General features: G+C 62.2%; 12 protein-coding genes. 7 read left to right on the forward strand and 5 right to left on the reverse strand.

Annotated features, from left to right (window positions below):
* Positions 1-162 precede the first annotated feature (162 nt).
* Positions 163-1,167: a hypothetical protein gene (locus QM649_RS05370; protein ID WP_415197990.1), complete on the forward strand. Its 1,005-nt coding sequence runs from the start codon at positions 163-165 to the stop codon at positions 1,165-1,167.
* Positions 1,168-1,262: 95 nt separating this feature from the next.
* On the opposite strand, the gene QM649_RS05375 is transcribed toward QM649_RS05370, so the two are convergent.
* Positions 1,263-1,496, reverse strand: a complete 234-nt coding sequence (locus tag QM649_RS05375) for an anti-sigma factor family protein (protein ID WP_415197991.1) — start codon at positions 1,494-1,496, stop codon at positions 1,263-1,265.
* Positions 1,493-2,119 carry a sigma-70 family RNA polymerase sigma factor gene (locus QM649_RS05380; RefSeq protein ID WP_415197992.1) on the reverse strand — a complete coding sequence of 209 codons (627 nt, stop codon included), beginning with the start codon at positions 2,117-2,119 and terminating at the stop codon, positions 1,493-1,495. The genes QM649_RS05375 and QM649_RS05380 overlap by 4 nt, the downstream gene beginning before the upstream one ends.
* Positions 2,120-2,425: 306 nt before the next feature.
* Between QM649_RS05380 and QM649_RS05385 the strand changes: the two genes are divergently transcribed.
* The 5 genes from QM649_RS05385 to QM649_RS05405 all read left to right on the forward strand — a co-directional run bounded on the left by QM649_RS05385 (position 2,426) and on the right by QM649_RS05405 (position 9,835).
* Positions 2,426-3,589, forward strand: coding sequence for an amidohydrolase family protein (locus QM649_RS05385; RefSeq protein WP_415197993.1), 1,164 nt, complete (start codon positions 2,426-2,428; stop codon positions 3,587-3,589).
* Positions 3,590-3,699: 110 nt separating this feature from the next.
* Complete coding sequence (gene aroF, locus QM649_RS05390; protein WP_415197994.1) at positions 3,700-4,758, forward strand: 3-deoxy-7-phosphoheptulonate synthase; 1,059 nt, start codon at positions 3,700-3,702, stop codon at positions 4,756-4,758.
* 52 nt (positions 4,759-4,810) lie between these two features.
* Entirely contained in the window at positions 4,811-5,986 is a 1,176-nt protein-coding gene (locus tag QM649_RS05395) for a beta-propeller fold lactonase family protein (protein ID WP_415197995.1), read from the forward strand.
* 256 nt (positions 5,987-6,242) lie between these two features.
* A complete protein-coding gene (locus tag QM649_RS05400; protein WP_415197996.1) occupies positions 6,243-8,681 on the forward strand; it encodes a phosphoketolase in 2,439 nt (812 codons plus the stop codon).
* Complete coding sequence (locus tag QM649_RS05405) at positions 8,678-9,835, forward strand: acetate/propionate family kinase (RefSeq protein WP_415197997.1); 1,158 nt, start codon at positions 8,678-8,680, stop codon at positions 9,833-9,835. Before QM649_RS05400 ends, QM649_RS05405 begins: the two co-directional genes overlap by 4 nt.
* A gap of 30 nt (positions 9,836-9,865) precedes the next feature.
* Here QM649_RS05405 and QM649_RS05410 read toward each other — a convergent pair whose 3' ends face one another.
* Entirely contained in the window at positions 9,866-10,741 is an 876-nt protein-coding gene (locus QM649_RS05410; protein ID WP_415197998.1) for an RDD family protein, read from the reverse strand.
* Between the two features lie 103 nt (positions 10,742-10,844).
* On the opposite strand from QM649_RS05410, the gene QM649_RS05415 reads away from it, so the two are divergent.
* On the forward strand, positions 10,845-11,819 hold the full coding sequence (locus QM649_RS05415; protein ID WP_415197999.1) for a stage II sporulation protein M: 975 nt from the start codon (positions 10,845-10,847) through the stop codon (positions 11,817-11,819).
* Here QM649_RS05415 and QM649_RS05420 read toward each other — a convergent pair.
* Together QM649_RS05420 and QM649_RS05425 are read right to left on the reverse strand one after the other, a co-directional pair.
* Positions 11,795-12,256 carry a nuclear transport factor 2 family protein gene (locus QM649_RS05420; RefSeq protein ID WP_415198000.1) on the reverse strand — a complete coding sequence of 154 codons (462 nt, stop codon included), beginning with the start codon at positions 12,254-12,256 and terminating at the stop codon, positions 11,795-11,797. The genes QM649_RS05415 and QM649_RS05420 overlap by 25 nt on opposite strands.
* Before the next feature lie 108 nt (positions 12,257-12,364).
* Positions 12,365-14,401 carry a M1 family aminopeptidase gene (locus QM649_RS05425; protein ID WP_415198001.1) on the reverse strand — a complete coding sequence of 679 codons (2,037 nt, stop codon included), beginning with the start codon at positions 14,399-14,401 and terminating at the stop codon, positions 12,365-12,367.
* Between the last annotated feature and the right edge of the window lies 1 nt (position 14,402).

Here is a 14,402-nt window from a genome sequence, read left to right on the forward strand (position 1 = left end):
GCTGCTTTCGTAACTGCCTAAGTTAGTACCTCACGAAAATGGACATTACTACTTACTGCTTGGGGCAGGGCCGGAATCGCCGTATGCTGGTGGCAGTTTCCGGCTTGAGTGCTCTTTGTGCCCGCAGCCGGTCTTATGAACCACGCGAGGCATCGTACTCACATGGCTACCAGTTCTATTGCCAACGGCAATCTTCCCGTTTCCCAGTCTGCTTCCTCTTCTGCCTCGGCGCCTCTCGTCTCGTGCGATGAGCGTCTCTTCCGCGATAACTTCAACCGCCTGCCCTTCGAAGTCGCGCACCGGTTTAACGGCCATCCCCTGTTCGAGCTTTCGCGTCTCGTGGAACTGGCGCAGGAGATCACCTCGCGCAACGACCCGCATCGTCCCCACGGTGACGCCTACTGCCTCATCGGCACACCGGGCCACGGGGACAAGGCGCTTGAAACCTCGAAGCCGATTCGGCAGGTCAGCGAGACCATCGAGCAGATCGAAAAGGCCAATGGCTGGATCATGCTCAACCACGTCGAGCGCAACCCCGCCTACCAGAAGATTCTTGAGGACGGCATCGCCGACGTGCTCCAGCTCACCGGCCGCCAGGTGAAGAACAAGATCAAGTGGTTTGAGTCGATCATCTTTGTCACCTCGCCCGGCCGCTCCACGCCGTATCACGTCGATCGCGAGTGCGCATGGCTGCTGCAGATCCGCGGCGACAAGGAGATTCACTTCTTTCCGCGCAGCAACAAGCAGGCTGTTCCCGATGAAGAGCTGGAGCGCTTCTGGGCTGTCGACAACCAGGCGGGTGTCTATAAGCCCGAACTGGAAGATCAGGCCATGGTCTTCATGATGAAGCCTGGCACCGGCACGCACATCCCGGTGAACACCGGCCACTGGCTCAAAAACGGCAGCGATATTTCCATTTCCATGAACCTGAACTTCGTCTTCCACGACCGGCTCTGGGGAAATATCTACAAGGCGAATCACATGCTCCGGCAGCGGGGTTTCCATCCCACGCCCCCGGGGCAGAATACCGTGAAGGATACGGTGAAGGGAGTGGCATGGTCTGCGTTGCGGCGCGTGAATGACACGCTCAAGAAGCGCCCCTATCAGCCCGACGTGGCCAAAGAGCAGAACGCGCGTATTTTCAAACAGATGGAAGGCCGCTGGTAAAGCAAAGCTGGAACAAATCTCGGGAATCAACAAAGGCCGGCATCGAAGGATGCCGGCCTTTGTATTCTTGTAAGCCGAGGCTCAGTCGCGGCCAGTTAGCACTTCTTGCACTTCGCCAGGATGGCCTGCTGCAGGCGTTCGCGCATGGTGTCCGGCAGTTCGTAGATCTCGTGCTTACGGTAGACCTCGATGGTTTTGCGCGTGGTGCTGAGCGTCACTTCGCAGTGTTCGCAACCGCGCAGATGCTCTTCCAGGTCGGCGCGCATCTCCACCGACACATGGTTGTCGATCAGGTCATCGAGCTGAGCCAGAAACTCGGAGCACGTCACTTTGCACCATCCTTACCGTTCTTGCGGAAGTAGCGGCTGAGCCGCTCCCGCAATTGAAGTCGCGCACGAAGGAGGCGTGACTTCACCGCCGGAATACTTAAACCCAGGGTCTCGGCCGTTTCCTCGGTCGAAAGCCCATCCACGTCGCGCAGGACGAAGACTACCCGGAATCCCGGGGGAAGTCCCTGAATCGTCTTGCGAAGAATCTCTGCCATCTCCGACTGCCCATACTGCGCCTCCGGATCCGGACTCCAGTCGGCCAGATCGCGTGGCATGGAGCCTTCGTCCGTCTCCACGTCCTCGTCGATCGAGACCATCTTGCCTGTTCGCCGTTTGCGAAGCCGCATCAGCGACTCGTTCACGGCGATACGCACCAGCCAGGTATAAAACTTCGAGTTCCCCTGGAACTGGTCCAGCTTCTCGTAGGCCTTTAGAAACGCATCCTGGACAACGTCCTCTGCGTCTTCGCGGTTCTGGGTAATGTGCTGCGCGATCCGGAAGACCTGGCGGTCGTACTGACGCACCAGCTTTTCGAATGCCTGCACATCGCCCGCGCGCGCCCGTTCGACCAGCAGAACGTCCGGGTGAATCTCTTCCGTGCCTTGTGTTTGGATCGTTGCCATGCGAGATAGTTGCAGAAATTCAACAGGAGGGGAAACGTTCCCGGCTCCTTGAACTCCTTCCCGTCATCCTAAACCCCCGGTATGGTTCACGGCAAAGGGGTTGCGGAGGATCTCCCGTCTGACGGATGCGATACAGGGCCGGGAACGGTTATCCTCCCGGATGCGTATTCCGAATGCGTATTGGGGTGCATACCGTAGAACGCGACTCCCGGGAACCGGAAGGCCGCAGAGGTGATCATGAGGAGCTTTCGTTGCCAATGGTTTGCGGCTTTGGCCGCCTGCTTGTCGCTGTCTGTCGCGGGAACGGTGACTGCCCACGCCCAGTCGTCCGACCTCGTACTGAAGGGAGCCCGCGTCTATGTGGACCCGCAGGCGGCTCCCATCGATAACGCGGTTGTCGTGATTCGCGACGGCCACATCGCTGCCGCCGGTACGGCCATCCCCGTTCCTGCCGGAGCCCGCGTGCTCGACTGCACCGGAAAGGTGGTCGTCGCGGGCTTCTGGAACAGTCATGTCCATTTCGAGAATGGCTGGGACGATGCCGCTCACGCTCCTGCTGCACAGCTCGAAGGGCATCTGCAGCAGATGCTTACCCGCTGGGGATTCACCACCGTCTGGGATCTCGGTTCGGTCCCCGAAAACACGCTCGCCCTGCGCGGAAGGATCGAGTCCGGCGAAGTTCCGGGGCCGCAGATCCTCATGGCCGGCGACATCTTTCCGCTGCACGGGCATCCCGCGTATCTGCCGGATAGTCTCCAGTTGCCGGAGGCCGCAACGCCCGAACAGGCAACCGGCATGGCCCAGCGCTACCTCGCCATACCTCTCGACGGCATCAAGCTCTTCACCGGCGCTTACATGGGCGACAAGCCGGTCATCAATATGCCCGAGCCGATCGTCGCGGCTGCCGTCGGCGTAGCCCACGCGCAGCACAAGCCCGTTTTTGCCCATCCGCAGAATTATGCGGGCGTCGACAACGCGCTGGAGGGTGGCGTCGACATTCTCGCCCACACGATTCCCACGGAGAACGGATTCACCCCTGCGGAACTGGCGCGGATGAAGCAGCAGCATTCGGCGCTGACACCTACCCTGACTCTGTGGACGACCGTCGTGACCAATCCCACGATCTCTGCGCATCTGGTCGACTCCGGCGTGGCTGAGCTCAAAGCCTGGGCACAGGCCGGTGGCGTCGTGCTCTTCGGCACCGACGTCGGCTTTCAGTCGGTCTACGACACCACGCAGGAGGTACAGTTCATGGGACGCGCCCTTAGCTGGCGTGAGGTTTTCGCCTCGCTCACCACCGCGCCCAGCGACTACTTCCACCAAGCGCAGAAGGGACGAATCACGCCGGGAAGCATCGCCGATCTCGTCATCCTCGACGGCGATCCGGCGCAGGATGTCGCGAACCTGGCCCGGGTCCACGCGACCATCCGGGGAGGGAAGATGATTTACGAGACGTCGCCTGCACGCTGACTGCCGTCTCAATTGCCCGTCCGCGTGACCTCCGGCTACACTGAACTTTCGTTTGCGGCGATCTTCGCAGCCGCTTCGGTTGGTAGCAGTACGGAAAGGGCAGGAACACGATGTTAGTCGTCATGAAAGCGCAGGCTACGCCGGAGGAAGTCCAGGCTGTCTGCGATCAGATCACCCGCCTCGGATTCCGGGCGCATCCTCTGCCCGGCGCACAACGCACCGCCATCGGCATCACCGGCAACAAGGGACAGGTCGAGGCCGGCAGCCTCGAAGAGCTCTCCGGTGTCGCCGAGGTGATTGCCGTCTCGAAGCCCTACAAGCTGGTCAGCCGCGATGTGAAGGAAGAGAACACCGTCATCACCTTCCCCGGCACGAATGCCACCATCGGTGGCCGTGACCTCGCCGTGATCGCCGGGCCGTGCTCGGTCGAGTCGCGCGAACAGGTCTTTGCCGCCGCCGAGCAGATCGCCAAGGCCGGTGGCCAGTTCTTCCGCGGAGGCGCTTTTAAACCAAGAACTTCGCCCTATGCCTTTCAGGGATTAGGTGAAGAAGCTCTGAAGCTGCTTGCCGAGGTCCGGCAGGAGTTTGGCCTGCGTATCGTGACCGAGGCCATCGACTCCGAAGCCCTCGAACTGGTCGACCATTATGCGGACGTGATCCAGATCGGCGCCCGCAACATGCAGAACTACTCGTTGCTGAAGGCCGCCGGCCGCAAGCGCAAGCCGGTGCTGCTGAAGCGCGGCCTCGCTGCGACGCTCGAAGAGTTCCTCATGGCCGCCGAATACGTCATGAGCGAGGGCAACTACCAGGTCATCCTCTGCGAACGTGGTGTCCGCACCTTTGCCGACCACACCCGCAACACGCTTGACCTCAGCATTGTGCCGGCCGTGCAGCGGCTGAGCCATCTGCCCATCATTGTCGATCCCAGCCATGGCACCGGCAAGCGCAACAAGGTTCTGCCGCTTGCCCGGGCCGCGGTCGCAGTCGGCGCGGACGGTCTCATGGTCGAAGTCCATCATTCGCCCGACAAGGCGCTCTCGGACGGCGCGCAATCCATCTATCCCGCTCAGTTCGAGCAGTTGATGGACGAATGCAGCCAGATCGCCAATGTCGTGCACCGCAACATCCCACGCGGCATTCAAATTACGGAGCCCGCCGCTGCCCGCTAGTCATCCTATGAAGAATTTCGCAGGGCGGCCCCTCGTGAGCCGCCTTTGCCTTATGGCGATCGCCCCGCTGTCTCTGGCCCCGCTTTTTCTGGCCGGATGCACCCGCAACCACTTTCCCCAGTATCCGCCGGACTACCGCGAGTACGCCTATGTCACCAACGGCGGCTCGAACACCGTTTCGGTGCTCGACCTCGTGAACCTGCGTCAGGACCGCGTACTTCAGGTTGGGCAGGAGCCGACCGGCGTTGCTGCCAGTCCGACGCGCAACGAGGTCTACGTCGTCAATGCCGGCCCGGCCAACGGCAACGGCTCGCTCAGCGTAATCGATGCCGAAAAGAACAAGGTCGCCTCGACGATCGCGCTGCACAAGCGTCCGTACTTCATCGATGTGTCACGCGACGGCAAGCTCGGTTACGTCGCCAACTCCGGATCGAATACCGTCTCCGTCATCGACCTTGAGAAGAAGAAGGAGATCGGCGTCGTCGGCGTCGGGGAAGCCCCGGGACTGGCGAAGATCTCGCCAGATGGGAAGTCGCTCGTGGTCACCAACCGCGACGGCGGCAGCGTCTCCATCGTCGATCCGGTGAAGATGCGCGTCCGCGCCGTCTACTCCGGATGCCCGCAGGCTACGGACGCGGTGATCCTGCCCGACTCCTCGAAGGCCTTCATCGCCTGCTCGGGCGGACACCAGGTGATGTCGGTGGGCCTCGCGCGCCCGGATAGCCCGAATGAGGACGAGCACGCCGACCGCATGCTGGCGCTCCTCGATGTAGGCAAGTCTCCGGTGCATCTCGCAATGAAGCCGGACGGCGGCGAGATCTTCGTCTCGAACTTCGACAGCGACTCTATCTCTGAGATCGCCACCGGCACGAATGAGGTTGGAGGCGCCTACCTCGTCGGTGCGCATCCGGCGAACGCCATCGTGAGTGCGGACAACTCGCTGCTCTGGATCAGCGACTTCAATGCAGACTCGATCGGAGCCTACTCGATCGACGATGGCCGTCTGCTCAAGCCGCCTGTCCGGGTGGGGGGCGGTCCTGATGCGCTGGCTTTCTCGGATGACGGTTTCCTGCTGCTCGCAGCCGATGCCCATTCCGGCGATGTCTCCGTCGTGCGCACGCAGAGCTACGCCTCGAACGGCTCCATCCGCATCGGTACACTCTTCACCATGTTGCCGGCGGGCCAGCAGCCCAATGGCATCGCCGTGAAGTCATTCCACGTCCGCTAGTTTCTCCCGTCCCTTATGCAAGCCTGGCTCTGGGCTTGCATAAGCGGCACCGGCCGCGACATCCTCTCTGTGAATCTCTCCTGAAAATCCTGAAAGCCCCGCATCCTTACGATTCCGGCCGGAATCACAGGCGATAGCGCCGCGCTCGTGCGCGTGGCCGCATGCGCACCCTTCTCGTGTGACGATCGTCACGTCGCCCCGAAATCTCATTGCGTAGCATCAAACCCATTAGGCCCAGTTCCTAAGGAGATTCTTGATGGCTTCCACTGAAACGCCGACCGTGGGGCTGCAGCAGCAGCCTCTATCCCCCGAACTTCTGCGCAAAATGGACGCCTACTGGCGCGCGGCGAATTATCTTTCCGTCGGCCAGATCTATCTCAAAGACAACCCGATGCTGGATCGTCCCCTCACGGTCGATGACACCAAGCCTCGCCTGCTCGGCCACTGGGGAACCACCCCCGGCCTCAATTTTCTGTATGTCCATCTGAACCGCATCATCTGTGAGCGCCGCCAGAAGATGCTGTACATCATCGGTCCCGGTCACGGCGGCCCCGGTCTTACGGCGAACACCTATCTCGAAGGCTCCTACACCGAGCTTTATCCGAACATCGAGCGCGACAGCGACGGCATCAAGCGCCTCTTTCGCCAGTTCTCCTGGCCGTATGGAGTGCCCAGCCACGTCGCACCGGAGACGCCCGGCTCCATCCATGAGGGCGGTGAGCTCGGCTACTCGCTGGTGCATGCCTATGGCGCGGCCTTCGACAACCCCGACCTCATCGTGCCCTGTATCGTCGGTGACGGCGAATCCGAGACCGGACCGCTGGCTACCAGCTGGCACTCGAACAAGTTCCTCAACCCGATCACCGATGGCGCAGTCCTGCCGATCCTGCACCTGAACGGCTTCAAGATCGCGAACCCGACGGTCCTCGCCCGTATTCCGGAAAGCGAGCTGGAGTCGCTCTTCCGCGGCTATGGTTACAAGCCCTTTTTCATCACCGGTCACGATCCGGAGACGATGCACCAGCAGATGGCGGCGCTGATGGATGTGGTCTTCGATGAGATCAAGGCCATCCAGAAGAACGCGCGCGACAACAACGACGCGACCCGCCCGATCTGGCCGATGATCGTGATGCGCACCCCCAAGGGCTGGACCGGCCCGAAGTTCGTCGACGGCAAGCCGGTGGAAGGCACCTGGCGTGCCCATCAGGTGCCGCTGGCCGACGTCCGCGACACGCCCGAGCACCTGAAGCAGCTCGAGGACTGGATGCGGAGCTATCGTCCGGAAGAGCTCTTCGACGAGAAGGGCACCTTCAAGGCCGAGTACGCCGACATCGCCCCCAAGGGCGAACTGCGCATGGGCATGAGCCCGCATGCTAACGGTGGCCTGCTCCTCCAGCCGCTGCGCCTGCCGGATTTCTGCGACTACGAGGTGAAGTTCCCGACGCCCGGCGCCGTGGATGTCGAAGCGACGAAGGTGCTCGGCGACTACCTCCGCGATGTGATGAAGTCGAACATCGCGCACGCCAACTTCCGCGTCTTCGGCCCGGATGAAACCGCCTCGAACCGCCTGCAGGACATCTACCAGGAGACCGGCAAGCGCTGGATCGCCGAGACCGAGGAGGTCGACGAGAACCTCACACCCACCGGCCGCGTGATGGAAGTACTCAGCGAGCACATGTGCCAGGGCTGGCTCGAGGGCTATTTGCTCACCGGCCGCCACGGCTTCTTCTCTTGCTATGAGGCCTTCATCCACATCATCGACTCGATGTTTAACCAGCACGCGAAGTGGCTGAAGGTGACGCGTCATATCCCGTGGCGCAAGCCCATCGCGTCGCTCAACTACCTGCTCTCCTCGCACGTCTGGCGGCAGGATCACAACGGCTTCAGCCACCAGGATCCCGGCTTTATCGATCATGTGGCCAGCAAGAAGGCCGATGTGGTGCGCATCTATCTTCCGCCCGATGCGAACACGCTGCTCTCGGTCGCCGATCACTGCCTGCGCAGCCGGAACTACGTTAACCTGATCATCGCCGGCAAGCAGCCCGCTCCGGTCTGGATGAAGATGGACGACGCCATCCGCCACTGCACGGTGGGCGCTGGCATCTGGCACTGGGCTTCGAACGACGGCGAAGGCGATCCCGATGTGGTGATGGCCTGCGCCGGCGATGTGCCGACGCTTGAGACGCTGGCCGCGGTCAGCATCCTGAAGCAGCGCATTCCGGGGCTGAAGATCCGAGTGGTCAACGTCGTCGATCTGATGTGCCTGCAGCCCACCACCGAGCATCCGCACGGCCTGCCGGATGAGGATTTCGACCGCCTGTTCACCAAGGACAAGCCGGTGGTCTTCGCCTACCACGGCTATCCCCAGCTCATCCACACGCTCACGTACCGCCGCACGAACCACAACAATATCCATGTGCGCGGCTACAAGGAAGAGGGCACGACCACCACGCCCTTCGACATGTGCGTGCTGAATGACCTCGACCGCTTCCGCCTGGTGCTGGATGTGGTGTTGCGGACGCCGAGCCTGGCGCACCTGCGCGAGGACACCACGCTGTGGTTTACCGCCAAGCGGCAGGAGCACAAGCTGTACGTTTCTCAGTACGGGGAGGATATGCCCGAGGTCCGCAACTGGCGCTGGAGTGGGGATTCGCACGCCGCTGCCAGCCTGGATACGGGTGGGGACAACGCATGAGCGGCGTCCCTATCCTTTCTATCAACAGCGGCTCCTCCACTCTGAAGTTTGGTCTCTTTTCGCCGGAAAATGGCGAGGAGAGACCGCTGCTTCGCGGTTCGGCCGAAGGCATCGGAAAATCCGGAGGCAAGCTCGAAGTCTTCGATCCCGAAGGGAAGTCGCTCTTTCACGAAGAGAGCGTCTACGCTTCGCAGCAGGAAGCCCTCGACCATCTCACCAAGGCGCTCGACAGCCTGCATGAGCCGCGTCCCGGCGCTGTAGGGCATCGCTTCGTCCACGGCGGTTCAAAGCTGCGCGATCATGCGGTGATCGACGACGAGGTGCTGAAGACACTCGAAGAGGCGGTGCACTTCGCCCCACTCCATATTCCTACGGCGCTCGAACTGATCCGTGCGGCGCAATCCGTCTATCCCGATATCCCTCAGATTGCCTGCTTCGATACGGCCTTTCATCGCACGATGCCGGAGGAAGCCTGCCATTATCCTCTGCCGAAGAAATTCGTCGACGAAGGCGTCCATCGCTACGGCTTTCATGGACTTTCGTATGCCTCGATCGTGCATAAGCTCAGCTCATCGCTGAAGCCGCGCACGGTGATCGCGCACCTCGGCAACGGCGCCAGCCTCTGTGCCGTGCAGGACGGCAAATCCATCGACACCAGCATGGGGCTTACGCCGACCGGCGGCATCCCCATGGGCACGCGCACCGGCGATCTCGATCCCGGCGTGCTGCTCTACCTGATGCGGGTGCATCATCTCGACGACGAGGCACTCGAGGATCTGCTGAACCATGACTCCGGCCTGCTCGCCCTGGGCGGAGCCAGCGATATGCGGAAGCTCGACGAAGCCTCGGGCAAGGGAAGCAGTGAGGCTGCGCTGGCGATCGAGATTTTTTGCCGCGCCGTGGCCCGTACCGTGGCGGCGTTCGCTGTCTCGCTCGGAGGTCTCGATCAGCTGATCTTCGCTGGAGGGATCGGTGAGCACAGTGATTCGGTTCGCGCGAACGTCGGAGCAAAGCTCGCGCTGCTCGGTGTGCAGATCGACGACGCACGGAACAAAGCCGCGGCAGAGGTCATCTCGTCCGGGCCTGTCGAAGTCCGTATTGTAGGCAGCCAGGAAGAGGCGCAGATCGCACGCGAGGTGCGCCGGCTCTTGTAGGCTGCGATGCTCGGCAGGTCGCTCGTTGGGTTAGCGCCCAAACGAGCGCATCTGCCGGACCAGCCCTTCGAGCGTTCGTTCCGGCTTCGCGTCCGGCGCGAGGGTTACACCCATCTTTGCCGTCATCTGGCGCGCCAGCCGGTCCGCGAGATTGGCTCTCGTCTCCAGATCCATATCGAGAATGCGGGCGAAGAAGCGCTCCATCACCATCAGATCGTCTGGGGAGAGCCGCGCGACTGCATCCGCGGGGAAGTCCGTATCCGTTGCAGCGAGACCCGGCGCCGCAAAGTTCGGGGTCTCAACCGGTGGCGTGAACAGGGCAGCGGTGAGCGTGCGCGATCCGGTGCCTCCCCATAGCGGTTCCTCGGTGCGCCGCTCATGGACCACGAGAGTACCTGCGGCCAGGTCGCCAAGGCGCTTGTGCTGGCGATTCGAGATCATCGAGATGACTCCGACCAGGTACATTCCCGGCAGCAAGTCGACGATCCGGATCAGATTGCGCGCCAGCGATTCGAAGAAGGTGATCTGTCGTCCCGAATCCTGGATCACGCGCAGCTTGAAGAGCCGCTTGCCGGGCGTCTGCCCGTTCCAGAAAGATTCGAAAAGCGCGAAGTATCCCCAGTACATCAGGAAATGCACGACGATAAGGAACGCGATCGTCCACTTTTCGGCGTTGTGCGATACCTGCGCAGCGGATGTCTTGGGCGCGGCGGAGGCGATCAGCACAAGGACCAGGAAGAGCAAGAGGTAGGCTACGGCCTGGATTACGCAGTCCGCGAAGAGCGCAAGAAAGCGGCTGCCCACGCCCGCCACCGGAAAGCGCAGCGATACCTGCTCCGGAGTGTCGATCGTCAGCAGGTCCGCAGCCAGGGCGGACTCGGCGGGGTAGCGTTCAGCAAATGCCATCAGTCGAGTTGTAACCGAAGGCGCGGCCTGCTGTCTCGAAAAACCCGCCGGACTGCTATGCTGATCGCATCCGCGAGAGCCGTTTCCGTCCCGCAATGCACGCATGATCTCCAATCACTGGATCGAACAACGGCAGGGTTCCTGGTCCCGGCTTGAAAGCCTCACCCGGCAGGTGGAAACCTCGGGCATTCGCACGTTGCCGCCTTCGGAGCTGCGCGAATTCGGGCTTCTCTACCGGCAGGTCGCCTCCGATCTTTCCGCCGTGCGCTCCGACCGCGCCGCCGCCGCGCTCGAAGACCATCTCAACGGCCTGCTCAGCCGCGCGCATAATCGCATCTACACCGGCCGCAGGACGGGATTCGGCTCCATCTTCCGCTTCCTGGCCTTCGATTATCCGAGAATCTTCCGCCGGCTCTTTCCGTGGGTCGCGGCCGCTACGCTGATCTTTCTGGCCGGCGTGGTGCTGGGCACACTGCTCACGCTGGCGCGGCCTGCGTTCATGCGCACCATGCTCGGTCCGCAGATGCTCGAGACTATCGCGCAGCATCGTATGTGGACCCAGTCCATCGTCTCGATGAAGCCGCAGGCCTCGAGTGCCATCCTCACCAACAACATCAGTGTCGCCTTCATGGCCTTCGCGGGGGGCATCGTCGGGACGCTCGGCAGCATCTGGCTGCTCTTCCAGAACGGCCTGCAATTCGGCGTCATCAGCACCGCTTGCTCGCAGGCGCACATGGCTCTCGACCTCTTCAGCTTTGTCGCGGCGCATGGCTCGCTGGAGCTGCCCAGCATTTTCATCGCCGGAGGCGCGGGTTTGCGCCTGGGCGCGGCTCTGCTGTTTCCCGGGATGCTCTCACGCCGCGATGCGCTGGCCGAGGGCGGCAGGGAGGCGATCCGCCTGCTCTCCGGTGTGGTGCCGCTGCTGGTCGTCGCCGGCATGCTCGAAGGCTTTCTCTCACCCTCGGGAGCTCCGGTCGCAGTCAAGTTCACGGTCGGTGCCGCACTCTTCAGTCTGCTCTGCTTCTGGCTCGCTGAGGGAGGACGCACTCGCGTTCACTCCGGCAGCAGCAGAGAATAGCCTTCGCTCGCGGTCAGCGGTGGCCGGGTCTGCCGCGCCTGCTTTCCTCGAATGGCCTGCCACGCCAGCCGGTTATCCGCATAGACACGCCACTCCGCGATCCGGCCCGAGTGAACGATCGCCTGCCATGCGGACGGCGATCGCCAGCGATGAGCCTTGTCCCACTCCCCGCCGATCATCGGCGTGCCCATGGCCAGGCCCGTGATCATGGCGAAACTACCGCTCGCGAAGGATTGCTCCACCTCGATCGAATAATCCGGAAACCATGCGAAATAGGCACGGAGGCTGCGCAACAACGGTTTGCGGCCGGGCATACGGCTGCCCTCCGCATCGATAAACAAGAAGTCTTCAGTGGTGAGTGCTTCAAAGCACGAAAGATCGTGGCGATTGATCATGTCAATGAATTCGAGCGCAATATCGGCAGGCGTAATCTTCATGGGGAAGGGCCTGGAGCCAGCATGGCACGGGATCGCCACAAAGAGCGGCAAAGAAAATGGCGTAGGACTGACCAAGGTCATGCGCCATTTTCGAAATGAAATTCGTAGCTATGGCGTCTCGGGCAGTTTGTAGGCCACCTGGATATAGTGCCGCGCCTCGTTCAGCGCTCCGGCGGTGTTGTCGTTGGTCTGGATCGCCTGCCGGTACTCGGTGATGGCGCGATCGCGCTGCCCGGTGATGTCGAAGATCTTGCCGATCTGCACATGGCTCCAGACCTCGGTCCACTTGGGATCGCCGTCTCCGCGCAGGCAGTCGCGGTAAGAGTTCACCGCGGACTGGAAGTTGTGCTGGTTGAAGAAAACCTCGGCAATGCGATAGCTGGCGAGCGAGCTCTGCGGGTTCGCCTCGAGCGCCTTGTGCAGCTCTGCGAGTCCGCCGGCCGTGTCTCCCTGCGCGATCAGCTGCTGGCCCTTGAGAATCGACACCCGCACCTGCATGTCCGGCGTCGTCTTCAGCACCCAGTTATCCGGATCGATCCGCACTTTGCGCGGCCGTCCGAAGGTGTCCACTACGTACTGCGAATCGGTGCCGACGACGTTGATTTTCTTCGTCTCGGTCTTGCCCTCGGTTTCGATTTCGAGGGTGACGGGCATATTGAAGAGATCGAGGTCCTGCTGGATTTCGCCGATGGTGCGGAAGCCGCGGTTGTTGCCCAGCCGGTAGATGGCGTACTTGTCGGTGAAGTTCGGCGCGCCGGTGCCATCCAGCCACTGCGCGAAGAAGGGCGTCAGCTGCTGCTGCGACTGCGCCTCGGCGACTTTCTCGAAGTCGGTGGTGCGGATGCTCTTGTCGGTGTACTGCGAAAGCGTCGCCCGCAGGATCTTGCTGAAGCTGTCATCGCCGACCATGCCCCGCAGCATGTGGTAGACCATGCCGCCCTTGTCGAGGGTCATCGACTGGAACTCCGGCGAGAAAACGTTCAAGCGCCCCGCGCTGGTAAGCGGGATCGTGTCATAAGCTAGCGCCGCTGCTTCCACGTCGAAGATAGCCGTGTTCATCGCGGAGCGCCCGGCGGCGTCTTCGAGGTAGAGCAGTTCGCCATAGCGGGCCATGCCATTGGTGATCCACTCGTCGTTCATCGTGGCCGGGCTGATCTCGCTGCCCCACCACTGGTGGGCAATGGTGTTGGCCAGCAGGCGGTAATCGCCCTTGCCGCCGATGCGATTGCCCGCGACCGCCGCGATCTCCGGAGCCCAGAAGACCGGCACCGTGTCGTTCGGCAGCTCGACCACGTTGATCTGGTTCGACTCCGGCAGACCGAAGGCCGAGGTAAAGAAGGCGAAGACCCGAAGCGTCTCCTGGGCGTAATCCTCGGCTGCGGCCTTGTGGGCTTCAGTCGTATAGATGTGGATATTTGGCGCGGGCGAAACTGCCTTCTCGAACTTGCCGGCGATGATCGTGCCGGGGAAGCCTGGCTTTTCCCAGTCGAAGTCGTACTCCGTCTCGCCGCCGTCGACGGGCTTGCCCTCGCCCTGTCGCCCACTGCCGACAACGGCGTAGCCCGTAGGCACCTTTACATGGATAGCCGCGGTGAAGCGGTCAGTCTGGTAGCCGGCCATCGGGAACCAGCGCCCGGCATAAAGCAGGTAGGTGATCGGGTCGCCGATGTAGGCCAGCTTCAGCCCTTCTACCGGTCCGCCCGCGTCGTTTTCGAGCGATCCCCCGTAGGTGAAGGTCCAGGTATAGCTCTTGCCCTGTTCGAGAGGTGTAGCCGGGGTAATCCGCAGCGATGATTCGGCGCCGCGCTCGCCGCTCAGGGGAATGTTGGTCGAGTCGGTGACCTTTTCGACACGGAGCGCGCCGTGCAGGTCGAAGATCGCCGTATCTACCGGGGCGAGCGCTTTAAAGGTCACCTTCGCTATCGCCGTCAGGCTATGCTCCGCGGGATGGAGCTCGACGTCGATGGTGTATCCGGTTACGTCGATGGTCTGTTTTTCCGCCGCCCATGCGCCCGGCCCGAAAGCCAGGGCTCCGGCGACGGCTACCGCCGCGATACCCCAACGGCTCCGCCGTCCACTCCGGACAATTGCGGCCAACACGCTCTGAGTCTTCTCACCGACCTGCCCGAAAATTGAAGCGCTCAAT

The organism is Silvibacterium sp., assembly GCF_047605705.1.
Classification (GTDB): domain Bacteria; phylum Acidobacteriota; class Terriglobia; order Terriglobales; family Acidobacteriaceae; genus Silvibacterium.